Here is a 26,003-nt window from a genome sequence, read left to right as displayed (position 1 = left end):
ATCTACGCAGCGTGCTTAGGCACATCAGAGCGGGTCATTAGCTCAGTTGGTAGAGCAGTGGACTTTTAATCCATTGGTCGATGGTTCAAGTCCATCATGACCCACCATTCTTTATTCGTTGAATAATAGAGTGGTTAAAATCGGCGGATTTACGCAGCGTGCTTAGGCACATCAGAGCGGGTCATTAGCTCAGTTGGTAGAGCAGTGGACTTTTAATCCATTGGTCGATGGTTCAAGTCCATCATGACCCACCATTCTGGTTTATTCAATTTCAGTTTATCTGACTCCTATTTAGTAAATTCACATCACTTTACATCAAAAGCAAAAAACACTTACAAAAATCATCGTCAAGCTAAATATAAATGCGTTAATCAAATTGCTATTATATCAATCGTGTTAAGTTACTGACCATTTATAGCGACAGATAAATACAGTGATAACAAGGCGAAAATTTTGACATGTAGTTGTTCTCGGCAATTGCTCCTGCATTGCTCTACCTCCTGCATCCATGCAGTCGTACATAAAAAATAACTAACGCAGTTAACGCTTTATTTAGCCTGCTAGAATGATTAAATATTTAAGTAGATTGGTATTTATGACCACTACTGTTATTTAGTTTTATATTCTCGTATAATCCACCCCATAAATGCACTGTAGATTAAGTGGTCGAGAAATGAGTTTAGCTCAAACTATTATGCCTGAAGGTTATATCTTTCCTCCTAAACCAGCTCCATTGAATAATGATGAGCAGGCGCAATACAAAGCACGTATCAAGCAATTATTGATTGATAAAAATGCTGTATTGGTTGCCCATTATTATACTGATCCTGAAATTCAAGCGCTTGCTGAAGAAACTGGCGGTTGTGTTGCTGATTCGCTAGAAATGGCTCGCTTTGGTGCCAAGCACGATGCTGACATGATTATCGTTGCCGGTGTACGTTTTATGGGTGAAACAGCAAAAATACTGACACCGAATAAAACCGTGGTTATGCCAACACTAGAAGCAACTTGTTCGCTTGATATTGGTTGCCCAATTGATGAGTTCTCAGCGTTTTGTGATCAGCACCCTGATCGTAAAGTGGTTGTATACGCAAATACATCAACTGCCGTTAAAGCTCGCGCTGATTGGATTGTTACCTCATCGTGTGCCCTTGAGATTGTTGAGCACCTAGATGAAATGGGTGAAAAAATCATTTGGGGCCCAGACAAACATTTAGGTGCCTATATTCAAAAGAATACTGGCGCTGATATGATCATGTGGAATGGCGCATGTATCGTGCATGACGAATTTAAAACCAAAGCGTTAAAAGACATGAAAGCGCTTTACCCTGACGCTGGCGTTTTGGTTCATCCAGAATCACCAGCAGAAATTGTAGCGTTAGCTGATGCAGTAGGTTCAACCAGTCAATTGATCAAAGCGGCACAAACTATGAGCAATCAAAAGTTTATTGTTGCCACTGATCGCGGCATTTTTTATAAAATGCAGCAGTTATGCCCTGATAAAGAATTTGTTGCCGCACCAACGGCTGGCGAAGGCGCAACCTGTAAGAGTTGTGCTCACTGCCCGTGGATGGCAATGAACGGCCTCAAAGCGATTGAGGAAGCGTTATTAGATGCAACTGGCAAAGAAGTGTTTGTAGATATGGACCTTCGTGAAGGCGCACTCAAGTCGCTTAATCGTATGCTCGATTTCTCAGCGTCACTCCAACGCTAAACTAGGTTATAAAGATAAGGCCGCTGGTATTGCTATCAGCGGCCTTTTTTGTTTGTTTACTAGGCAGTTAACAGGCAAAAGGGAAAAACACCTTGCACCGCCGCGCGCTATTTCATACTATTACGCCGCGTTACCAAATGGTAACCTGCGGAGGGATGGCTGAGTGGCTGAAGGCGCACGCCTGGAAAGTGTGTTTAGGTTAATCCCTAACGAGGGTTCGAATCCCTCTTCCTCCGCCATTATTCAATATTAGGACGCCTCATGGCGTCCTTTTTTGTGCCTATAAAAAAGTGAAGTAAATAACTCAAATTCTAACTATTTTTTACTTTTTATTAGGTATTGGTGTTTAGTTGCTTGCAATAATAAATATAAAATGAGCAGCGTTAAAGTTGTAGTTAAACTTAAAACGACCGTTATTTAGTTATTTTGTTTGCTAGGTTAGTTAATAAATCAACGGCTTTAAAGCTCGCCGCTTCCATTTGCGATATATGATCAATCATTTTATCCGAATGGCCATCTGCAAAGGCTTGCAATGCTTGTATGCCATGGTTGTGAATCTCGGCGTGCGGGGCTTCTAAGTTTTTAAATTCAATATGGGAGGTGTATTTAGCTGCACCATCACCTTTATAGTACCATTTACCTAAACGACACATTGTGTGATCGGCAAATTCATCTGTGGTTTTATCAGATAAACCAAGTAGTACCTTATAAACTTCCAGTTTCCAAACGATATGATCCATTTTTACCGTCTGAATAAATGCGTTTTCAGTTGAGTCGGTAATAACTGAATACATGTTTTGTGAGAACGTAACAATTTTATTAGCGGTATCTTCGATAGCCGCTGAACTTTCACTGATCTCATTACTTTGTTTCCCGACGTCGGTAATGTTGCCAACAACGTGGTCCATTTGTTGGTTTACTTGTTCAATTAAGCCTGAAATTTCATTCGATGCATCAGCTGAGCGTTGTGCTAATGTGCGAACTTCATCTGCAACTACGGCAAAGCCTCTACCTTGTTCTCCAGCTCTGGCGGCCTCAATAGCAGCATTAAGGGCTAGTAAGTTAGTTTGGTCAGAGATGCCTTTGATAATGTTTACAAAGTCATTAATCCCTGCTGTGACTGTTTGTAATTGCTTTACAGATTCAGAGGCTGTTTTAGTGTCTCTGGATATCACAGAAGTTGATTGCAAAGTGGCGGATAGCATTACAATAATGTTATCAAGCAACTGCTGTGATGATTGAAAGCCATCTCTGTGCATTACAAGTTCACTTGAATTTGCTGCTAGGCTCTCCCTGATTTGCTCTATTAAAATTGAAGACTGTAGCCACAAGCGGTTTAATTCGTCTTGTTGTTTGGCAGTTTTATCAGTTTGATTTATTTGCGCTACTAACTGACTTTTAGCATTCTTAACTTGTTCCAGTTCATCATGCAGTGCTTCATTTTGGTTACGAATATCTACAATTTCATTTTTTAGTTTTGCAATTTCTTTTTTATACTTAGAATTAAATATCACGTATTTGTCCAACTGTTTCTGTAAATGTGCCCAGAGTAAATCTCAGCGTTGTGCTAGCACACTTAATCTAATAGGTTATTAGGTTAGTTTAGCAAACTATGTCGTAATTTTTTTGAGCAAGCGCAATAAAACAGTGTGCCATTGCTATTTTTAGGTCAACAGAGCAGCCTTAATGCGAGGAAATAACATCGCTTTATTAGTAAACTATATGCTTAGTGAGCAACTACATTCAATTACATGATAATGAAGATAGTTGCGCGCAAGAACATTTGTTAGTTTAATTGAGACAGACGACTTTATTCCGCCCTGTTTCTTTAGCTTTATAAAGACCAAGATCGGCTTGTTTAACCATGTCTTTATATTCACCTTGTTGATTATATTCACAGACACCTAAAGAAACAGTGACCTGAAGTAGCTTATCTTGGTAAGTCAATTCAATGTTACTTACAGCTAAGCGTAACTTTTCTGCAAGATGCGATGCTTGCTCTTTATTGGTTTCAGGTAAAAACACCAGAAATTCTTCGCCTCCCCAGCGAGCAACTTTATCCATATTTCTAATTGAATCTTGCAATGCGCTAGCCACTTTTTGCAATACAATGTCACCATAGTCATGTCCATAGGTGTCGTTGAGTACTTTAAAATGATCTATATCCAGCAAAATAATACTAAAAGTTTTTTTATTGCGATTAACCCGGCTCATTTCTAATTCAAAGATATCGTGCAATGCGCGGCGATTAAATAGTCCCGTGAGTTGATCGCGCAACGCAAGCTCTTTAACTTGCAGGTAGGCAGAGTGTTTTAGTCTATAGGCAATATAAATAAATAGGATAATTAAAAGACTGAATGCAACGATCCCATAGAGTCGTAGAATTGCATTTTCATTGCTTGTTTGCGCTAGTTTAGCTTCGATTAATGACTTTTCTTTAGAGGCAATATCATAGGCTGCTTGTGATTGATCAAATTTTTCTTTTGCAGCTAATGAGGTACTTTCATCATCTAATTCTTTGTATTCAATCATAAGTTCTAATGCGCGTTGGTAATTTCCTAATGATTGATAATTTTCGATCATTGGCGGATAGTTTTCTAAACGTTTGATGAGTTGACTCTCGCTTGAAAATATAGCAAGGGCTTGCTCAAAATAGTCGGCAGCAAGTTTATAATTACCTAAACTTTGATTGCTTTGTGCCAGATTACTTAAAACGGTAGGCTTATGTATTAAATCATTGTTTTTATTTACAATATCTAACGCTTTTAAATAATAATCAATGGCTTTTTGGTGCTCATTTAGCTCAGCATAAATAGTGCCTTTATTAATAATTATAGGAACTCGGTCAAATATATTATGAAAGTGGGCTACTTTTTCGGCTTGATTAATGGCAATTAATGCCTCTTGGTATTGGGCTTTATCAACGTACATTGCAGCTAAGTTTGCATACAGCTCAGTGAGCAGTATGTCATTTTCAGGGTATGCTGCTATTGCCTGTTGAGTGTATTCAATCGCTTTGTCGTAGTTTTTCATATAATAATTGGTAAACCCTAAACCAATTAATATCTTCGGTGAAGCATATCCTTGAATGTTTATTTGTAAATCGTGAGCATGTAAGATTTTATCGAGTCCATCTACCATTTTTCCTTGTCTAACAGAGTTAATTCCATACAAATAGTAAGTCATACTCGTAGCAAGCTGTGTGTCATCAGCAAAATAAACCGCTTTTGATAAATAAGAATCGGCTTCGGCAAACTTACCTAAGCGATATTTCATTAGTCCGAGGTTGTCATAAAGTGCGTATTTAGTTTCTATATCGACTTCGCTATCGAGTAACTGTGATACATCGTCTTTGAGCAAGTCGAATTCATGCCAGTTCTTGTCTTCATTCATAAATGCAAGCCAAACAACCATTAACTCAGCTTGTTGTGTGGTTGATTGTGCCGAGGAATATGTTGCTCTTAATTGTTGATAAGCTTGTGCGGATTCACCATCACTTTTGAGCTGTTTTATTTCACTGAGTGTGGATTCTACTGAGTCAATTTGCTCTGTGGCATAGCCACTATTAATAAACGTTAGCAGTAGTAATATTAAAATACCTTGTCGTACCATTATAAAGTCCAAAGAGTAAGGGGCGTGTTGAAGTCAACTAATGCCAAAGTTTTTGCAGTGGGAGCTGTGTTTATTTCACTGAACAGTGTGAATAAGCATAAATTAATTATCGCTAAAAGCGACATTATTGCCGTTATATTTTAATTTTTATAGGTATTAACTTTGTATCTTTGTCTTAAAGCGTTGCGCGTAAAAAATTTAAAGTTTGCGTGGATAAGTCGCAGAACAACACGTCTGCGACTCAATTATAGCGAAGTGTAATTAGTAACGTTTTTTAGGTGCTTTTAGTTGTGAATCAAATTCATCAGGAAATAGAATTGTGCCGTCGTCTTCTTCAGTTGGAAAAACGGCGATAAGTAAGTCATCTTGTTCAAGACCGGGTGTCCATCGGGTTGTCCAATCTTTCAATGGAATTGCTTTAGCTGTGCAATTTTCCCACTCACCGGTAGCCCATGCTTCGGCATAAATACGTTCAGGCCATACCGGTACACAATCATCATCTTCGTTGGCGAGCATAACACAGCCATCGTCGTCATTTAATATCCACACTTGTTTGAACTCTTGGACGGTCTCAAACATAAAAGCCAATCTTTTTTTGGCTCCTAAATTTAAGATTGTCTCGAATTTTTCAGATGCGGTTGCAGTTGCATTACTCATTAATAGACTCTCTCTAGAATGGCTTAGGTATAGTATATTGACTAATATGACAAAATGTCGATTAGTTAAAAATTAATTACACATTGCGTGGTATAAATCGTCGGCGAGTTGGCTTAGATCTTGTTCGCAGCGGTTAGTCAGTGCATAGGTTCGCAAGCCGTAAAGGCCCATTGCTAAAAAACGAGCTAGATGCTCAGCTGTGCGTGTGTTTGGGATTTCACCTTCTTTTATCGCGCGCTCAAATTGTTCGGCGAGGGCGTTTTCGTAGGCGTTTAAATTTGTCATTAGTACGTGGCTGATCTGTGAATCTTGCCCTTCAACTTCACTAATACTTTTAGTCAGTAAACATACTTTCATCGCATCACCACTGATACACTCGTTGACTATTGAGTCTAAGTATTGGCGTAGGCTTGGTAAAACGGGTTTATGTTGACAAAAAAGTGCCGTAAATTGCTGATTTCTATCAGCCTGATATTGCTCAATAGCCGCTAAAAAAATACCTTTTTTATTACCAAACGCAGCATATAAAGACCCCGGATGAAGCGCTGTAACTTGCGTTAATTTTTGCATACTCGTTTTAGCATAACCGTGTTGCATAAAAGCCAGCATCGCTTGGCGAAGTACAAATTCACGGTCAAATTCGGCTATTCTCATAGGGCGCTCTGTTGCATTCTATTTGACTTATAAGGTGTATGTGGGGTTAGTTTACTTAATCTTGAACAAATATTCAAAAATAGACTTGAATGTTTTATTGTTCGCCCTTATCTTGAATGTACACTCAAGATAAGGATTGATAAGAATGACCACTGATCTACTGCAACCGTTTAAGCTTAATGGCACGATTGAATTACAAAACCGTATACTTATGGCACCGCTAACGCGTTGTATGGCTGACGATAACTTAGTGCCAACCCAAGCGATGGTTGATTACTACGCACGCCGTGCTGAAGCCGGTTTAATAATTAGTGAAGCCACGATTATTCGCCCTGATGCGCAAGGTTACCCGAATACGCCAGGTTTATTTACCAGCGCACAAATTCAAGGCTGGAAAAAAGTAACCGATGCTGTGCATGAGCAGGGCGGTAAAATGTTTGCACAACTTTGGCATGTTGGTCGGGTTGCACATCCACACTTTTTTGATGGCGACGTTTTAGCCCCATCTGCGATTGGTGTTGAAGGCTCTGTACCACGTATGCGTGAGCTTACTTATATTACCCCAAAAGCAGCAACCACTGCCGATATTAAGTCATTAATTGCAGATTATGCAAAGGCTGCAGAGAATGCGCTTGAAGCAGGGTTTGATGGCGTTGAGATCCATGGTGCGAATGGTTACTTAATCGATCAGTTTTTACATTATGCAGCCAATGAGCGTGATGATGAATACGGGCAAACTCCAGAGAATATGTCGCGTTTTGCACTTGAAGTTGTTGATGCGGTAATTAATGTCATCGGCGCAGATAAAACTGGGCTACGTTTATCTCCTGGTGCTTACTTTAATATGAGCGAAGATAGCCGCGATAAAGCGGTATTTGATTACCTCTTAAACGAGTTGAATAGCCGAGCACTCGCTTACTTACATGGCGGTATTTTTGACGATAGCATGCGCTTTGCAAGCCTTGCAGATAAAACGACGTCAGAATATTTACGTGCGGCTTATTCAGGTACTTTAGTGGGTGTTGGTAGCTATGATTTTGACACGGCTAAAGCTGCTATTAACGCCAATAAGTTTGATTTAATTGCTATTGGTCGCCCGTTTATTGCAAACCCAGATTACATCAGTAAAATAAAAAATGCTGAAGAAGTGGTTCCATATAGTGATGAAATGCTGGCTGAACTAATTTAAACGTAGTTTGTTTTAGTCACTAAACCACCTACTTCTGTAGGTGGTTGCATTAACGTCGGAAACTACTTGTCTCTGGCGTTTATAACACGTCAATAGATGTTGATTGCAAACTTGTTTTAGGTATTTATTTGCGATTAGCAATATTGCTTTTTAATCGTTACTAATGCTGTGAAAAATACTCTTTCGTATTGATTTAACTCCCTCTCTATTTCCTACAAATATTACCGCGATAGACTGTTATTTAAATTATAATCTTTATTATGTTAATTGGTTAAGCTGCATTGTTGCCATAAATAATCAATATTTTTGTCACTGTTACGTCAATTTTTTCGAGCTTTTTTGTCATATATTCCCTCCATACTTTGCCCGTATACAAAACAATAATTGCAAATGGGACAACAATGCGTACTTTTACTAAAAGATCGACTTTAAGCTTAGCAATCGCTTTAGCGTTTTCAACTAATAGCTTTGCAAATACCAACGAAATAGAAGAAGTCACGGTAGTGGCAAAACCAACGAGCTATGCAAATAGTGTGATTGAGCAATCAATGATTGAACAGCAGAGTTCGGTATCAAGTGTATTATCGGTGATGGATAACCTACCGGGAATTAGTATTAACGAAGGTGATGCATTTGGTGGTGATGATTGGTCTACCACTATTACGATGCGCGGCTTTAGTATCGATGGTAACCAACAGCAGTTAGGTATGACGGTTGATGGTATTCCAAACGGCGGCTCTAATTATGGCGGTGGTGCAAAAGCTAATCGCTACCTAGACAGCGAAAACTTAGCCACGGTTGAAGTGGGCCAAGGTACCTCAGATATCGCGTCAGCATCACTTGAAGCGCTCGGTGGTACGTTTAATTTTGTAAGTAAAGATCCTAGCCTTGAGCGAGGAACTACATTTGCTTACACCAATGGTGACCATGATGCGACCCGTTATTATTTTAAGCATGAAACTGGCACTCTCTTTGATAACACGCAAGCTTATGTGAGTTATTCACAAACCAATACTAGCCGCTGGATAGGTGATGGCAGTAATGGCGGTAAAGATAATCAACATGCTGAGGCTAAATTTGTATCTAACTTTAATGCGCTGACTGTAACAGGGCGTTTATCGTATGATGATGTAAGTGAGACCAACTATAACAGTGTGAGCTTGCAGCAATTTGCGCAAACACCAAATTGGGATCAACTAACTTGGAATTGGACTGGCGTGCCACACTTTGACCAAATGTTTGCAGAAGGTTGGGGTACATTGCGTGAAAATGCGTTAGGTTACGTAAAGTTTGAATACGCAATCTCACCTTCGTCATTATTAACAATCAGCCCTTATTACCATAAAAACTCAGGGCGTGGTGATTGGATCCCACCTTATTTAACATCACCTGTCGACAAAGACGGTAATCCAACAACCGAAGGCGGCACAAATGCTGGCTCATATGGTTTTGCAGATAGCCAAGGTAAGCCATTAACGCCTAACGCAAATTGTACAGACACACTCAGTTGGCCATGGGATTCAGGCACAGGGTTGAATCCGGCGTGTTACCCAGATTCGGCAATACCGGTAATGTCATATCGCCATACACACTATGACAAGGACCGTTTAGGTTTAACCGCCGATTATAAATTAACCTTAGGGATGCACGATATTGAAGCAGGTATTTGGCTTGAGCAAACTGATCGTGACGAATCTCGTGATTGGCATAAAGTTATTGACGCTCGCGTGTATCATCACTTTGATAGCACCCCATACTGGACGCAATATAAAAATACTTTTGAAACAGATACCTTTAAGTGGTACGTACAAGATTCTATCAGCCTAGGCGATTTTACAGTTAATCTTGGCGCTAAACAGTATTTAGTTGAATTACAAAAATACGATCATTTTGCAGATCTACGCTCTGATAAAATAAACAGTGATTCAGATGTGTTATTTAGTGCAGGTGCTTTGTACCAGCTAACTAGCAGTACAGAGTTATTCGCCAGTTTCAGTGAAAATTTCTCAGCAATTAAAGATGGAGTGCTGGAGCGTGATAGTTCTACACTCACAGAAATTGAACCAGAAACAGCTGAAAATATCGACTTTGGTGTACGTTATAAAGCAGACCGCTTGAGCCTAACTGCGACCGCTTATTCTATTGCCTTTGATAACCGTATCACCTTTATCGCACCTGGCAGTGATACCGGCGGGATTGATTATACGATAGGTACAAATGGCTCTTACATCAATGTAGGTGGTATTGACTCGCAAGGTATTGAACTATCAGCAAGTTATATGCTTACAAATGAATGGAATATTTATACTTCATATACTAATAACAGCTCTGAATACGCATCGCACGATCCAAGTGCCTACGATGCCGATGGTGTTATCCTCAAAGATGAAGACGGAAAAGCGCTACCGCCAAGCTTTAAAAAAGGCGATGACGTAATCGATTCACCAAGCGATATGTTTGTGCTTTCGACCGATTATTACAGTGGCGACTTCCGCTTTGGTATATCCGCTAAATATACCGGTGAACGCTTAGGTGCATTTTTAGATGAGCAAACTCGTACACGTAATAAAGTTGATGGTTATACCGTGCTTGATATCAATGCCGGTTATGCCGCAGACGTCAATGCCGGCCCATTTAAATCAATCGATATTGCTTTTGCTGTCACTAACGTAACAGATAAACAGTATTTAGCGGGTGGGACAGGTAATGGCAGCACTTATTTTATTGGTGCACCACGAACTGCAGCACTTACATTTACTGCTAATTTTTAAGCCATAATTATAAAAATAATAACCAAAACCCATCCTTGTTGATGGGTTTTTATTGATAGGAATACTATGAAAGCAATAGCTAAACTGGCCGTAATAGGCTGTACATTAATGGTAAGTCATATTGTCAAAGCCAGTGATAATGTCGTGCTTGTGACGCTTGATGGTGTGCGCTGGCAAGAGGTATTTAACGGCGCCGATCAAAAATTGTTAGCAAATCCCGATTTTGTTAAACAGCCAGAGCAATTGAAACAACAGTTTTGGCGCGATGACAAACACGCCCGACAAGCTCAGTTAATGCCATTTATTAGCAATACGATTGCTCAACACGGTGTGTTAATTGGCGATAGAGAGAATGGTTCAACAATGTCGGTGAGTAACCCGTGGTATTTTTCATACCCAGGCTACAGTGAGATCTTAACTGGCAGTGTTGATGAGGCAATTAACAGTAATGATAAAACGCCAAATCCAAATAAAACTATTTTAGAGCGATTAGAGCAACGCGCTGACTATAAAAATAAAACCGCCTTATTTGGCAGTTGGGATGTATTTCCGTTTATTGTTAATACCAAACGCAGCGACGTATATGTAAATGCGGGTTTTATGCCAATTGAGGCAGACTTATTTGCCGATGCGCCACTATTAAATGCTTTACAACAGGAGATCCCAAGTCCTTGGCATAATGTGCGTTTAGACAGTTTTACATATCGTTTTGCCAAAGCTTATATGCTGGCAAAAAAGCCTAAGTTATTAGTGATCAGCTTAGGTGAAACCGATGATTTTGCCCATGATGGTCATTACGATCACTATTTGCAGTCGGCTAAACAAAGTGACGCTTTTATCAAAGACTTATGGCAAACCATTCAGACTACACCTGGCTATAAAAATAACACAACGCTTATTATCACCACGGATCATGGCCGTGGCAGTAACGCTAATGATTGGCAGCATCATAGTTCAAAACAAGCAATGGCAAAATCGGAGCAAGGTCGTAAAGCTTTTCCTGAGGGAATTATTGGCTCTGAGCATATTTGGTTAGCTGCAATTGGCCCAGATATTAAACCGCAAGGTTTATTAAAAACAACAACAGAGCTCAAACAAGCACAAGTTGCGGCAACGATTTTAACCGTACTTGGCGAAAACCCTAAGCAGCTTAATCCCGCTATGGCGGATGCAATTGATGAGATTTTAAAATGAAGCATTTAATTAAAGCGGCCGCATTGGTAAGCATTGTTGCGAGTTTTTCAGTATTAAGTACACCGCAAAAACTAACGCCGCAAAAAATACTGTTTGGCTCATGTGGGCATCAAGATAAAGATATTCCGATTTTTGACGCAATCAATAAAGAGCAGGCAGATTTGTTTATCTTTTTGGGTGATAACATCTACGGCGACACCAACGATATGCGCGTACTTGCCGATAAATATCAGCGCTTAGGCGCTAAGCCCGGCTTTAAAACGTTAAAAACACAGACTCCCCTTATTGCCATGTGGGATGATCATGATTTTGGCCAAAATGATGCAGGTAAAGAGTACCCACATAAAGAACAGTCTCGGAAAATTATGCTCGACTTTTGGCAAGAGCCAACGGGTTCAGTGCGTCGCACACGTGCCGATGGGATTTATACCTCGTATATGTATGGTGAAGATGAGCACACGATACAAGTGATCATGCCTGATCTGCGTTGGAACCGCGATGCACTTAACCACGTTAGTGAAACACAATACAAGACTGAGCGTAAAGCGAATAATCAAGGGCCTTATAGCCCAAGTGAAGTAAAAGGCGCATCGATGTTAGGTGAGGCGCAGTGGCAATGGCTTGAACAAGAGCTTAAAAAGCCTGCTGCAATTAAACTGATTGCTTCGAGCTTACAGTTACTGCCTGACTTTACCGGCTGGGAGTCATGGGCTAATTTTCCGGAGGATAGAAACCGTTTATTTGCGTTAATTAAAAAACACAAAGTAAACGGCGTGGTAATTATCAGTGGTGACACACATTGGGGTGAGATATCAAGGTATGAACAAAACCTTGATTATCCACTGATTGAAATGACCAGCTCAGGCCTTACTGAAAAATGGAAAAACGTCAGTCCTAATAAACACCGCGTGGGGAAGTTCACACATGACGTTAATTACGGTGATTTAAGCATTGATTGGCAACAAACAGATCCAGCTATTTCACTCCAGCTAAAAGGCATTGATGGCGATGTGATCATGCAAAGCCAATTTAGCTTATCAAGTATTAGCCCATATAAATAATGACTCCCTCAGAAAATAAAACGCACAGTAGCTATACTGTGCGTATAAAAAGTGAGTTAATTATTGTGCTAACTCGCTGATTTATTAATGCCAATTAGCGACAATGGCTACCCCTATAATTGAAAATATCTTACACTGTTTTTATCTCAAGCAAGAACAGTGTCGCAATGCTCAATATTATTCAATCTAACCGCATGGAAGCCCTGCAAGCGCAGTTTCATCAGCTTTTAAAAGTAAACCCATTAAGCAGCCCATTTGATAAAGAAGTGGTGTTGGTGCAATCTCCGGGTATGTCGCAGTGGCTGAAAATTGGTTTAAGTGAAAGTTTGGGGGTGGCAGCACAGGTAGATTTTCCACTGCCGTCGAGTTTTATTTGGCAGTTATACCAGCAGCTATTACCGAATGTACCCAAAGAGTCGGCGTTTAATAAACCTAATCTTGCTTGGAAGTTATTTGCTATTTTACCAAACTGCATTGATGAACCGTTATATTTACCCCTTAAAACCTACCTAGCAGGTGACACTGACGGTCAAAAAACCTTTGCTTTATGTGAAAAAATAGCCGATGTATATGACCAATATTTAATGTACCGTCCGCACTGGATAGCCACATGGGATAGCGGCACTGATAAATTAGATGATGTAGATATTAGTATCGCGCCGTGGCAGCCTGATCTGTGGCGAAAAATAGTAGCGCATAGTCAAGTGCTTGGGCAAAGTCAGTTTCATCGCGCCAATATGCAAGGGCAGTTATTAGCCGCGCTTGATAAAATGGACAGTAGCTTATTACCAAAGCGGATCAGTTTATTTGGTATTTCAGCCATTGCCAGTTCGCAACTTGATGTGTTTGATGCATTGAGTAAAAAAACCGAGGTATTTTTATTCTTTTTTAATCCCAGCGAACATTATTGGGGGGATTTAATTGATGAAAAAACGGCAGCTAAAATAACGGCTAAATACGCCAAAATGCCATTGTTGGAAGCGCAGCAAAAAAAGCAAAGTGAGCCAGAGCAAGACTACTATTTTATTGGTAATCCGTTGTTATCATCGTGGGGTAAATTAGGCCGTGATTACTTTGAACAGCTGGTACAGCGTGACGCAAGCTGGATTGATGGCTTTATTGATGTGTTTGACGACAGTTTACTTGGTCAAATTCAAAGCGAAATTTACCAGTTAGCGTTTAAAGGTGAATCCCTTACTGACAATAAAGAATGGTTTATAAACGATGAAGGTAAGCTTGCAATAAGCACTACCGATACCAGCATTGCTCTAAGTGATTGCCATACTCCACTTAGAGAAGTTGAGCGTTTGCACGATTACTTACTTAATTTATTTAATCAAAACCCCGAACTCACCCCAAAAGATATTATAGTAATGATGCCGGATGTTGGCACTTATAGCCCTTACATAGAAGCGGTATTTGGCGGTGCGCAGGGTAACCGTTTTATTCCCTATGCGTTAGCCGATCTAGCCATTGAGCAAGAAAAACCGGTACTGAGTTCGTTTGCAAGTTTAGCGGATCTGCCGTTTTCGCGCTTTGGTGTGTCAGATATCCTTGATTTACTGCAAGTGACGCAAATAGCTGAAAAGTTTAGTGTTGAAGCGCACGAATATGAGCAAATTCAATATTGGCTTGAGCGTGTTGGCGTCAAGTGGGGAATAAACGCCGAGCATAAGCATAGCTTTGATTTACCCGCGATAGAATTAAATACCTGGCAACATGGCTTAAACCGCTTATTGTTAGGTATCGCCCAACGTGATGAACAATGCCCGTTTAATGGCATATATAGCGCTGATGAAGTGGAAGGGATGGCACTTGATACACTCAATAAATTAGTGCATTTTATTGATGTATTGCAACACTTTAAACACAGGCTCACCCCAGACGACACGCTAACTAATAAAACCCTTATCCTGAGTGAACTATTAACGGCTATTTACGAGAGCGAAAGCGACGATAGCTGGGATTTACTGGTACTGCAAAAGGTGCTCGAAGAGCTGCAAAAGCACCATGATAATGGCGATTACACGCAAGTAGTGTCGCAGCGTATTGTGAGTTATTTAATTAAACAAGGCATTCAAGAAAAAGGTGTAGGGCAACGCTTTTTAGTCGGCCAAGTGAACTTTTGTACGCTAATGCCAATGCGTGCTGTGCCATTTAAAGTGGTGTGTATGTTAGGGCTTAACGATGCCGATTACCCACGAACGGTGCAGCCGATTGGTTTTGATTTAGTGCCTTATTCGAAAAAGCAAAAAGGTGACCGATCGCGCAAATTAGATGACCGTTACTTATTTTTAGAAGCGCTGCTCAGCGCCCGTGATAACTTATACATGAGCTATATTGGCCGTTCATGTTTTGATAATCAACCGCGTATGCCATCAACCTTAGTGAGTGAATTACTAGAATACATTGGCCGCAGTTTCAAATTTGCTGAGCCAAGTGAGCAAACCTTGCCTGAGTGTTTGATCAATAAACAGCATTTACAGCCTTTTAATAGCCTAAATTATCAGGCAGATACCACTAATACGCTGCAATCCAATCACAGTTATAATCCAATTTGGTTACCCGCTCAGGCGATAATCCCAGAGCCACTGACGGCGCTTGAGGTCAGAGCACCTGAACATCTTGAGCTGGATATGTTTATCCGCAGCGTATGCAATGCACAAGAGAGTTTTTATCAGCAAAGTTTAGGGTTGCGTTTAGCACAATTTAACGAAGTAGCTAAAGATGAAGAGCCATTTAGTTTAGACGCACTGCACCGTTATTTTTATCTCGACGAAATACTCGAAGCGGCTATTTTTGAGCAGCCCCTTAGTCGTGAGCAAATACTGCAACGAGGCGAGTTACCGCAGGCGCATGTTGGAGATTTGATCTTTGAGAAAATGCAGCACCGGGTTGATGCACTGGCAGGGCAAGTGAAAGAGCACATCAAGGGCGGCAAAAATGAACCGATTGAAGTTGCGCTAACACTTCACAGTGATAACAACAGTACTGAGCTTGAAGGCTGGTTAAATCATCTTTATCAGCACAAACAAGTGTTTTATCGCAGTGCCAGTATCAAGGCAAAAGATCTCATCAAGGGCTTTATATATCACCTTGTTGCGCAGTGCGTGGATCAACATGTAGAAACTGTATTACTTGGGCTTGATAAACAAATCACTTTTGCAGCTTTGGATAAAGCAGATGCCCAAGCACTGTTGCAAGATTGGTTTACTTTATATAACGCACTACTTAAAGAACCAGTGGCGTTTTTTCCTGTGAGTGGCTATGAGTACGTAAAAAGTGGTGGCGATATTGGCAAAGCAATGAGCAAATTTAGCCCACAATATATTGGCCGAGGCGAGGGCGAGAACCCCTATATTCGCTTAACAACGCAATCGTTGAATGAGTGCCAAGAGGAATTTATACGCTGGAGCGATATGCTACTTGCGCCGTTATTTGCACATGCAAAGGAGAGTGACCATGCAAGCGCTTAATCCACTTATGATGCCGCTTATTGGGCAAAGTCTCATTGAAGCCAGTGCAGGCACCGGTAAAACTTATACTATTACAGGTTTATATTTACGTTATTTACTCGGCATGCAAATCGCGCAACAACACTCATCGCCCGTAAATACTCCGCTGAGTGTTGAACAAATATTGGTCGTTACGTTTACCGATGCCGCCACCCAAGAAATTAAAGACCGTGTGCGCACTCGTATTATAGCAGCACGAGATGCACTGCTTGGCCAAGCAACAGAGGATGAGCTGATCAATGCTGTGATCGCCACAATCGATGATAAACACCGTGCATTTGATTTGCTCGATGCCGCCGCTAAATCGATGGATGAAGCAGCAATATTCACCATTCATGGTTTTTGCCAACGAATGTTAAAACAGCATGCGTTTGAGTCTGGTGTGGCGTTTAATTTGGAGTTTATTTTAGATCAACGAGAGATCTTGCTTGAAACCATTAAAGATTTTTGGCGAGTGTTTGTATATCCACTCAATAAAGAAAAAACTGATGCAATTTTAGAGGTATTTGCTGCCCCTGAAGCGTTATTTAGTAAAGTGGCGAACATACTTAATAAAGGCAATGCGCTGGTTACTCCGCAAATAAAACTAGATGATGTGTGGCAAGCACGCGAGCTATATCTTGGTAAAGTCGCGAGCTTTAAAAAAGCCTGCCTTGATAGCGAATTTATTGCAGCTGTAAAAAGCTCTGGCTTAAGTGGTGCCAAAACACCTGCACGTAAAGGTAGCCTTGCAGCGCTTGAGGCATTTTGTAAAGGTGATGAGCTGTTTTTTGAGTTTGGTACAAACAAGTACTCTTATGAAATATGGAGTACTGAAAACCTCAGTGACGAAGCTAATTATAAAAAAAATCAGCCTTTGTTTAGTCATGTAATGCTTAGCCAGTTTGATGAAATGGCTAAGCTTGTTAACACCGTTAATCAAGGCTTGGCAATCGCTATTGTGCAACATGCGGCAAGTTGGGTTAAACAAGCCATTGTAAAACGCAAGCAAGAGCAAAGCGTTATAACTCCTGATGATTTATTAACTAATTTGCACAGTGCACTCAATACAGAGCAAGGCGCAGCACTGGCAGAAAAAATAGCGCAGTTGTTCCCGGTAGCGATGATTGATGAGTTTCAAGATACTGATCCCATTCAGTACGGTATTTTTAGTAAAATTTATAGCCAAGAAAACACCACGCTTGCCATGATAGGCGACCCTAAACAAGCTATTTACGGTTTTAGGGGCGCGGATATTTTTACGTACATTGGTGCTAAACACGAAGTGGCAAAGGAGCAGCAATTTACCCTTGGTACTAACTTTCGTTCCAGTAGCGATGTGGTTGCAAGCGTCAATGCACTGTTTAGTAAACACGATAACAGCTTTATTTATAACGATGCGATCCCGTTTAATCGCGTGGCGGCACAAGGTAAAAAAGCCGATAAATCGTTTTTAATTGATGGCCAACCTGCCACCGCCTTTGAGTTTTGTGTGTTTGCAGATAGCGCCGCAGATGAAAAAAATAAACCAACTAATAAAGGCATTGGCCAGCAACATTTAGCTAGCTATTTTGCCAATAAAATAGTGACCTTACTTGAGCAAGCACAGCAAGGGCGTGCGTGTATTGCGAATAAGCCAGTCACGGCGGCAGATATTTGTATTTTGGTGCGTGATCGGGTTGAAGCGCAAATTATGAAAAAAGCCCTCAGTGATGCCAAAATTGCGAGCGTGTACTTATCCCGTGAGAGTGTATTTAGCCAAGAGCTGAGCCATCATTTACTTAATTTTTTATCGGCTTTACATGGCCAATACAACGAATCACTGTTGCGCGGCGTGTTAGCTGGGCCACTATTTTGCTTAAGTTATAATGACATTTATGCCTTGGCTGATGATGAAGCACAGTGGCAAGAGCATCTTAACTTTTTTGCTTACCTGAGCTCTATTTGGTACAAACAAGGTGCTATGGCAATGCTTGAGCACTTACTCAGTCACAATCAATTAAGCGCGAAATGGCAAGGGTTGGGTTACAACGTTGAACGTTGGCTGACCGATTTTCGTCATTTAGGCGAGATCCTACAGCAAAAACAAATCGAGCTAGAGGGTACTTTACGGTTATTACGTTGGTTTGCGCAGCAAGTAAGTCAACAAGATGGTGAAACCGTGCAAGTACGCCTTGAGAGTGATGCCAATTTGGTAAAAATAGTCACTATGCATGCTTCAAAAGGGCTTGAATACCCGCTGGTATTTATGCCATTTGCCAGCGGGTATCGTGAAACGAAAGATGCGTTGTATCATCAAGATGGCCAGCTGATTTACGATCTCAGTAAAAATGACGATGCGTTACAAAAAGCGGAGCAAGAACGCCTAGCTGAAGATTTACGGTTATTGTATGTTGCACTCACTCGCGCCGTTCATTACTGCGCAATTGGTATGTATAACCTAGGCCAAGGACAAAGTAGTCGGTTGGCAATTCAAAGTAGCTCCTTAGGGCATGTATTATTTGCAGGACTTGATATCACCAGTAGTTTAGTGTGGCGCACGCATTTACAAGAGTTTTGTGCAGACAAACCAGCCATGAGCTATCAACAGTTTACTAGCGAAGAGTTATTTCAGCAGGGTGCATTATCACTGCAATCAAGCCAAACACAAAGTCACAGTGTGAGTGTTAATAAGGTTAAAGTTAAAATTGAACGTGATTGGCGCACCACCAGTTTTAGTGCGCTGAGTTTTAAAAGTCATAGCGAGCATTTAGAACCTGGGCGCAGCGACGAAGATCATCAAAAAGATGAGTTTGCCACGCAACAAGACGATATTCGCTCACCTTATAGCTTTCCCAAGGGGGCAAAACCGGGTAGTTGTTTACACGAGATTTTTGAGCAACTGGATTTCACCAGCCCAGAGCAGCACCCCACAAACCATGAGCAAAACCTAAGCGTGGTAGTTGAGCGTAGCTTGAACAAATACCATATTAGTGACCAATGGCAAGAAACAACTGAGCAATGGGTGCTTGCCGCGTTAAACTGCCCATTGAATGAAAACGGTTTAAGTTTAAGTAAATTAACGCCACGGGATTGTTTGGTTGAAATGGAGTTTAATCTGCCAATTACCAGTTTAACGGCAAAAGGCTTGAATGAAACATTGATTAAGCACTTTGGTTTTAATCAAAGTAGACTCGATTTTTATGATGTAAAAGGCTTATTAAAAGGGTTTGTCGATTTAATATTTTGTCATAACGAGCAGTATTTTATTTTGGATTATAAGTCTAACTTTTTAGGCAATCAGCCAACTGATTATGAGCAAGAGCATTTAGAGCAAGCTATGAGTAGCCACCAGTACCATTTACAGTATCTAATTTACACCGTGGCATTGCATCGGTTATTAAAACAACGGATCAACAATTACAGCATTGAGCAGCATTTAGGTGGCGTATATTACACCTTTTTACGTGGTATGGCAGATGGAAAAGGTGTGTACTTTAAAAAGTTGACCGCCGAGCAAGTTATTATTTTAGATGGGCTTTTTAGTCAAGGCAGTGTTGCCCAAAGCATAGATGAGGCAACCGAAAATAGCCAAGGAGCAATGCTATGAGCGTGTTAGATACCAATACAGCCATTGCAACAGCAGCGACGAACGACGTACAAATAGTGCCATTATTTGATTACCTACTTAGCGAAAACCGGCTACGAATGGTTGATATAAAACTGGCAGAATTACTGTGTAGCAGTGAGCAAACTCAACAACCAAACGACGTTTATTCACTGCTTTTATTACTCTGTTTATCGCAGCAAAGTCAGCACAGCTGTTTAGATTTAGCGCAGGTAGATTGGCGTAATCCGTTTAATTTACGCCAAAGTGATTTTACCAAACTAGCGGGCATAATTCCTGACACACTCAGCCCGTTTAGCGACACATTTACCACCGCAGAGGCAATTAATTGCTTGCAAAACCATCCTAGTGTCGGGGAGACTAAACCGTTACAGTTACTTGAACAACGACTTTATTTTGCACGTCTAAGCGGTTATGAGCAAACACTGGCATCACGATTGTTGTTAATGAGTGAGCGTAAGCTCGATATTGATAGCGATAAGTTAACTCAGTTACTTTGTGACTATTTCCCCGAACAAGATGCACCAGAGCAAGGGCTCGATTGGCAAAAGGTCGCCTGTGCGATGGCAGCAACCAAAGGCTTTAGCGTTATTACCGGTGGCCCAGGAACAGGTAAAACCACGACCGTGACTAAGCTACTAGCAATTTTACAATCGCTTTATCAAAATGCCCCACTGAGTATTAAGTTGGTGGCACCGACAGGCAAAGCCGCTGCGCGATTAAGTGAATCAATCCTTGGGGCAAAACAACAGTTAAAAGATAAAATAAGCGCTGCTATTACGCCGCTGATCCCAGAAAGCGCGCAAACGATTCACCGGTTACTGGGGGTAAAACCGTTTACTAATAAGTTTAGGCATAACCGCAGTAATCCATTGCATTTAGATGTATTGATCATTGATGAAGCGTCGATGGTTGATTTATCGCTGATGGCTAAACTAATTGAGGCCTTACCAGAGCATGCGCGACTTATATTACTCGGTGACAAAGACCAGCTTGCCTCGGTTGATACCGGCAGTGTAATGAGCGATTTATGCCAAGGTTTAGTGCTTGGCCAAACACCAAGTTATTCAGAGGCGCGTTGCGCTGAACTAAACAGCTTATGCTTTAATAACCAGCGCAAATTGGTCGCAGGTAATAGTCAATTCAAACTGGCCGACTGTATTGCATTTTTACAGCACAGTTACCGTTTCACAGCCGACAGCGGCATAGGGCAATTAGCATTAGCGGTTAATACCAATAACAGCGGCAAGCTCAATTATGTAGAGCAAGAGCTGAGCAGCGGCCAATTTAAAGACGTTATTTTAGACTATGACATTGTAAGTAAACCGATTGATAAACTAGTACAAAGCGCCGCCAGTAAATACGCTCAGTATCTTAATTTAATTAAACAACACGCGAGCGTACAAGACATACATAAAGCTTTTGCCAGTTACCAGTTGTTAGCCGCAGTTCGCGAAGGGGATTATGGCGTTCATAGTTTAAATAAACGCATTGAAACGCAATTAAGCCAGCAAGGATTGATTAATGTAAACTCAAATCAGCGGCATTATTTGGGCATGCCGATTATGATTGCGCAAAACGATTATCAGCTAAAACTATTTAATGGAGATATTGGGATTTTAATGCACGACGACAGTGCCCAGCTCAAAGCCATATTTATTGACGAGCAGGGCAATCAACGGGCATTTTCACCAGCCAGACTACCAGCCCATGACACTGTTTATGTAATGACTATTCATAAATCACAAGGCTCCGAGTTTGCCTATACGGCTATGGTACTGCCACCACAAAACCAAGCAACTGCCGGCATCAACCGCCAGTTAGTCTACACCGGCATTACCCGCGCTAAAAACACTTTCGAGCTGGTGGCTGATAAAAAAGTGTTGTTAATGGCAATGAATAAATCAGTCAGCAGGGCATCAGGATTGTATGAGAGGTTGGTGGAGCTTTGAAAGGGAAAGCTTTAAGTTTTAAGCTGCTTGATCTGACCCCGTTAAATTTATCATGTAGGTCAAGCTTTAGCTTTTTTGTTGTCACAGATGCTTTTATATAAAATGCTGGTTAATCAGAATCATGGGATTAAATAGATGAATTCTTTATTGGTTATTTTGCTTTTAATACCATTTGTGGCATTTTCACATAGCCCAAAATTTCAACAAGTGGAGCAAGAAGCTAGGTTAATCGAAGTGACGCTTTCGGGCCGGATAGGGGTAACGGTTCTTGATACTAAAAATGGAGAATACTGGGATTACAAAGGTGATGAACGCTTCCCTTTGACAAGTACTTTTAAAACAATTGCTTGTGCAAAGTTATTGTATGACTCTGAGCAAGGGGATATTAATCTTAATAGTACAGTCAAAATTAAAAAGACAGATCTTGTGACGTATTCTCCGGTTATAGAAAAGTATGTAGGACAAGCAATAACCCTCGATGATGTGTGCTCTGCAACCATGAAAACAAGTGATAATACCGCGGCAAACATCATCATAAATGCAGTAGGGGGCACAGAAAGCATAACTGATTTTGTAAGGCACACAGGGGATGAAAAAACTCGCTTAGACCGTTTTGAGCCCGAGTTAAATGAAGGAATACCAGGAGACTTAAGGGATACAACGACTCCTAAATCAATAGCAAACACTTTAAATGAACTATTATTCGGCTCAACACTTTCTCCAATGAGCCAAGAAAAGTTAAAAGCATGGATGGTCAATAACCAAGTAACTGGTAACTTGTTGCGCTCAGTGTTGCCTGAAGGTTGGAACATAGCCGATCGTTCCGGGGCTGGTGGCTTTGGTGCTCGAAGCATTACAGCGGTAGTATGGAGTGAACATCAATCACCGATCATAATTAGCATCTACATAGCGCAAACTGAGGTCTCAATGAAAGAACGCAATGAGGTGATCGCTAAACTAGGGAACTCCATTTTTAAAGTTTATACATCGCAGTCTCGTTGATAAAGCTAACGTTGAGGTCTTTCATGGATAAAGAGTAAAGTCTGATGATCCTGCCAGAACAGCTAAACCATTGAATCAAAATAGCAACTCGGCTATGGTTGATGGATTAAAAGATAAATAAAACGAGTCACTTTTAAGGCTCGTTATAGAGGGAGTAGGTACAGGTGGATATTGAAGTTGCTTTGGTAAGCGCGTTTACAGTAAATGGCAAAGGTGGCAACCCTGCTGGTGTTGTGTTTAATGCTGACAGGCTCACAGATGCTGAAAAATTAAAAATTGCTCAAGTTGTCGGGTATTCAGAAACGGCTTTTGTTGCTAGTGATAATGAAGCTGATTTTGAGGTGTCTTTTTTTACGACAACAGCAGAAGTTGATTTTTGTGGCCATGCTACGTTAGCTACTTTTTCTACTATGTTCCAAGAAGGTGTGCTTACTGTGGGCACTTATGTTCAGCGCACCAAGGCTGGCATGTTATCAGTGAGTATTGAACCAAATGGTAAGGTTGTCATGGAGCAGCAATTACCTGAAAAAATAGCTGGTTTTTCATATCAAGAAATTGCCCATATGATAGGTATTGAAAGTAATATACTTGAAAGCACAAACTTACCTATTGAAGCTATCTCAACAGGACTAGCCGATGTCATAATTGCTGTTCCTCATGGATATTTAGATGCAATAGAGCCAAACGATGAACGTATCGCTGATTTTTGCAAACAGCATAACCTTGTTGGCTTTCATGTTTTTGAGCTTTGTGAAGTGCAAAGTAAACATACAGCCAGCTGCCGTAATTTTGCTCCTTTGTTTGGTATTTCTGAAGAGTCAGCAACAGGAAGCTCTTGTGGGGCTTTAGCATGTTACCTTACCGAGCATCTTGCTGAGTTAGGGAATGAATATGTTTTTGAACAAGGTAGGGCTATGAATTGCCATTCAATAATTACAGCATCTGTTGAGTCTAACAATTCAATAATAAACAGCGTAAAGGTGGGTGGTTTTGCCAATAGTATAGGCTCAGTAATAGTCGCCGTATAACAGCTACTCTCTTAAGCCTAGTAATTGACAATAGCGTACAATTGACTGTTTTTATTCTATGTTGAAGAAGCTTGTTTTAGCGAAGGTTAGATTACTCTAAAGGACTCAGTGTGAAATGAATACTATATTTTTGCCCATGTTCGCACACGTGATTTTGTGTGTTGTGCTATATGGTTTGCTCACTATTGCCAGAGCCCCAAGTGTATGGGGGCTTGGTAAAAGAGCGGATGGCTCTAATCCATTTCAATCTATACAGCCAAAACTCAGCGCTAATTTGAGCAACCAATTCGAGTGGCCGGTATTTTTTCATCTGGTTTGTGTGCTTTTAATTTCTACTGATTCAACAATTAGTTCAGCTTATTATTTGCTGGCTTGGGTCTTTATCGCTGGGCGAGTGTTGCACAGTGGTGTTCAAATATTCACTTCAAACATCAGGCTGCGAGGAAGTATTTTTACAATTAACTTCATCGCAGTACTCGCAATGTGGGTGATGTATAGCATTGAAAAAATGAGCAGTTAACAAGGTGGAAAGACTCGCAAACGTATCAAAAAATCAAACTAAAAAGCTTGTAACCACTTAGGCCAAAAATAAGCACTAACACCGGTAAAGTAAGTAAGTTTACCAGCATTGAGTTGGTGTATTTGCCCATTACTGTTTTTTGGTTAACCAGCCACACTAGGTAGGTGGTTACAATAGGCAGTAATAAGCCATTAGCGGCTTGGGCAAAAATTATCACGGCAACAGGGTCTAAACCCAGAGATGCCACCGCAGCACCAAATAATAAAATGATAATCGCGACACTTTTAAAGCGAGTGTTATCCATTTTATTTGACCAACCTAACATGCCACATACAGCATACGCACCGGCAAGGGGGGCTGTAATTGCGCTGGTTAAACCTGCTGCAAATAAGCCAATAGCAAAAAAGTAATGGGCGGCATCGCCAAGTAAGGGCTCAAGTTGTACCGCCATGTTGGCAGCGCTAATTTGTCCTGCATCTGTGCCATAAAATGCCACTGACGCGGTTGATAAAATAGCCAGGGTGATCACGCCACCTAAGGTGATAGATACGCCAGTGTCTACATTAGTTTGCTTAATGACTTTTTGCTTATCACTTTTACTGTCGTGCCTTGCAGCTAAAACACCTGAGTGTAAAAATAAGTTATACGGCACTATGGTGGTGCCCACTAATGCCAGTACCGTGGTAATTGAACCCTCAGGCATACTAGGAATAAACCCTGCTAACACATCACTCAGCGAGGGAGCAGCCATAACTAACGTAGAGATAAACACTAGGCTCATTAAAATCACTAATAAAATAAGCGCATTTTCAACGACTTTGTGTTTACCGCTGTAAAGTAACACCGCACTTAAAAATGCAATGAGTGGCGTCCAAAGCTGGGCATTAACATGAGGAAATATTTCAATTAATCCCATACTGGCACCGCTAAGGTTGCCAGCTTCATAGGCGGCACTGCCTACACCAATGGCGCTGATCACTAAAAATATAGCGAGAGATTTAAATAGGGGCGTTTCAATGTGGGCTCTTAGCGCTTGCGCTAAATCTTGCCCGGTGGCTACGCCGAGGCGCGCCGCCATAGATTGTAATAATATGGTGGCAATTACTGAAAACAGTAATGTCCATATTAGTGCAAAACCAAAGTTTGCACCTGCCACGCTGGCAGTCGTAATAGTCCCTGGTCCAATGAAGGCAGCGGTGACGAGTAGTCCTGGTCCTAATCGCATAATTGACCTTAATAGTACTTTTGCATATTGCTATTTAAAGTTACATCTAACGTTTTATAACGCGATGCCTGTATTATTGCTGCCACTTATATTAAGTGCCTTGCAGCGATAGCCGCCCCTTGGCAAACCCTTTTTTGATGATAATCATATGTTAAAAAAGGTCGCGTAGCATACCAACTTATATATAAATTTAAAGGGGGTGTGGCGCGTTTGCACAAAATTAATACAATCAATAAATAACAGTAATAACCGCTTACCTCAGTTTAGGGCTTATTTAACGACTTAGAGGATTACTTAATAACCTTAAATTGTTCACAGGTTTG

The 26,003-nt window shown here is 40.9% G+C and carries 16 protein-coding genes and 3 tRNA genes; 14 read left to right on the top strand and 5 right to left on the bottom strand.

Translation table 11 applies throughout. The annotated features are described in order from the left end of the window. The first annotated feature begins 31 nt into the window (after positions 1 to 31). The 4 genes from H5162_RS03500 to H5162_RS03485 all read left to right on the top strand — a co-directional run bounded on the left by H5162_RS03500 (position 32) and on the right by H5162_RS03485 (position 1,953). Positions 32 to 107: transfer RNA gene (locus H5162_RS03500), tRNA-Lys, on the top strand. Positions 108 to 178: 71 nt separating this feature from the next. Then, positions 179 to 254 (top strand) — tRNA-Lys (locus H5162_RS03495). 419 nt (positions 255 to 673) lie between these two features. Further along, positions 674 to 1,714 (top strand): quinolinate synthase NadA, encoded by a 1,041-nt coding sequence (nadA, locus tag H5162_RS03490; protein ID WP_182730647.1) that lies wholly within the window; start codon positions 674 to 676, stop codon positions 1,712 to 1,714. A 149-nt stretch (positions 1,715 to 1,863) separates the two neighbouring features. Continuing rightward, positions 1,864 to 1,953, top strand: a tRNA-Ser gene (locus tag H5162_RS03485). Positions 1,954 to 2,127: 174 nt separating this feature from the next. Here the strand turns inward: H5162_RS03485 and H5162_RS21500 are convergent. The 4 genes from H5162_RS21500 to H5162_RS03465 all read right to left on the bottom strand — a co-directional run bounded on the left by H5162_RS21500 (position 2,128) and on the right by H5162_RS03465 (position 6,637). Next, on the bottom strand, positions 2,128 to 3,228 hold the full coding sequence (locus H5162_RS21500) for a methyl-accepting chemotaxis protein (protein WP_310736414.1): 1,101 nt from the start codon (positions 3,226 to 3,228) through the stop codon (positions 2,128 to 2,130). A gap of 277 nt (positions 3,229 to 3,505) precedes the next feature. After that, positions 3,506 to 5,326, bottom strand: a complete 1,821-nt coding sequence (locus tag H5162_RS03475) for a tetratricopeptide repeat-containing diguanylate cyclase (protein ID WP_182777667.1) — start codon at positions 5,324 to 5,326, stop codon at positions 3,506 to 3,508. A gap of 261 nt (positions 5,327 to 5,587) precedes the next feature. Continuing rightward, complete coding sequence (locus H5162_RS03470) at positions 5,588 to 5,983, bottom strand: DUF2750 domain-containing protein (RefSeq protein WP_145233101.1); 396 nt, start codon at positions 5,981 to 5,983, stop codon at positions 5,588 to 5,590. Between the two features lie 72 nt (positions 5,984 to 6,055). Beyond that, complete coding sequence (locus H5162_RS03465) at positions 6,056 to 6,637, bottom strand: TetR/AcrR family transcriptional regulator (RefSeq protein WP_145233102.1); 582 nt, start codon at positions 6,635 to 6,637, stop codon at positions 6,056 to 6,058. A gap of 145 nt (positions 6,638 to 6,782) precedes the next feature. Here H5162_RS03465 and H5162_RS03460 point away from each other — a divergent pair, with 145 nt between their 5' ends. From H5162_RS03460 to H5162_RS03415, 10 genes are all read left to right on the top strand, one after another. Further along, positions 6,783 to 7,826 (top strand): alkene reductase, encoded by a 1,044-nt coding sequence (locus H5162_RS03460; RefSeq protein ID WP_182734291.1) that lies wholly within the window; start codon positions 6,783 to 6,785, stop codon positions 7,824 to 7,826. 401 nt (positions 7,827 to 8,227) lie between these two features. Further along, complete coding sequence (locus H5162_RS03455) at positions 8,228 to 10,597, top strand: TonB-dependent receptor domain-containing protein (RefSeq protein WP_182777665.1); 2,370 nt, start codon at positions 8,228 to 8,230, stop codon at positions 10,595 to 10,597. A gap of 66 nt (positions 10,598 to 10,663) precedes the next feature. Beyond that, positions 10,664 to 11,791, top strand: a complete 1,128-nt coding sequence (locus H5162_RS03450) for an alkaline phosphatase family protein (protein WP_149982558.1) — start codon at positions 10,664 to 10,666, stop codon at positions 11,789 to 11,791. Continuing rightward, entirely contained in the window at positions 11,788 to 12,852 is a 1,065-nt protein-coding gene (locus H5162_RS03445; RefSeq protein ID WP_182777663.1) for an alkaline phosphatase D family protein, read from the top strand. The genes H5162_RS03450 and H5162_RS03445 overlap by 4 nt, the downstream gene beginning before the upstream one ends. A 167-nt stretch (positions 12,853 to 13,019) precedes the next feature. Next, on the top strand, positions 13,020 to 16,328 hold the full coding sequence (gene recC / locus H5162_RS03440; protein ID WP_182777662.1) for an exodeoxyribonuclease V subunit gamma: 3,309 nt from the start codon (positions 13,020 to 13,022) through the stop codon (positions 16,326 to 16,328). Further along, entirely contained in the window at positions 16,315 to 19,935 is a 3,621-nt protein-coding gene (recB, locus tag H5162_RS03435) for an exodeoxyribonuclease V subunit beta (protein ID WP_182777660.1), read from the top strand. The genes recC and recB overlap by 14 nt, the downstream gene beginning before the upstream one ends. Further along, positions 19,932 to 21,905, top strand: coding sequence for an exodeoxyribonuclease V subunit alpha (recD, locus tag H5162_RS03430; RefSeq protein WP_182734284.1), 1,974 nt, complete (start codon positions 19,932 to 19,934; stop codon positions 21,903 to 21,905). Before recB ends, recD begins: the two co-directional genes overlap by 4 nt. A 135-nt stretch (positions 21,906 to 22,040) precedes the next feature. Further along, entirely contained in the window at positions 22,041 to 22,907 is an 867-nt protein-coding gene (blaCARB, locus tag H5162_RS03425) for a CARB/PSE/RTG family carbenicillin-hydrolyzing class A beta-lactamase (RefSeq protein WP_182734283.1), read from the top strand. 164 nt (positions 22,908 to 23,071) lie between these two features. Continuing rightward, the gene (locus H5162_RS03420; RefSeq protein WP_182777658.1) at positions 23,072 to 23,935 is read left to right on the top strand and encodes a PhzF family phenazine biosynthesis protein; all 864 of its coding nucleotides are present in this window, start codon (positions 23,072 to 23,074) and stop codon (positions 23,933 to 23,935) included. 115 nt (positions 23,936 to 24,050) lie between these two features. Next, on the top strand, positions 24,051 to 24,455 hold the full coding sequence (locus H5162_RS03415) for an MAPEG family protein (protein WP_182734280.1): 405 nt from the start codon (positions 24,051 to 24,053) through the stop codon (positions 24,453 to 24,455). 25 nt (positions 24,456 to 24,480) lie between these two features. Here H5162_RS03415 and H5162_RS03410 read toward each other — a convergent pair whose 3' ends face one another. Continuing rightward, positions 24,481 to 25,680 carry an Nramp family divalent metal transporter gene (locus H5162_RS03410; RefSeq protein ID WP_182777656.1) on the bottom strand — a complete coding sequence of 400 codons (1,200 nt, stop codon included), beginning with the start codon at positions 25,678 to 25,680 and terminating at the stop codon, positions 24,481 to 24,483. Positions 25,681 to 26,003: the final 323 nt, after the last annotated feature.

It is taken from the genome of Pseudoalteromonas sp. SR41-8, assembly GCF_014163915.1.
In the GTDB taxonomy this organism is placed as follows: domain Bacteria; phylum Pseudomonadota; class Gammaproteobacteria; order Enterobacterales; family Alteromonadaceae; genus Pseudoalteromonas; species Pseudoalteromonas rhizosphaerae.
The sequence above is the reverse complement of the archived record's forward strand: the minus strand, read 5'-3'. Positions and strand labels throughout refer to the sequence as shown.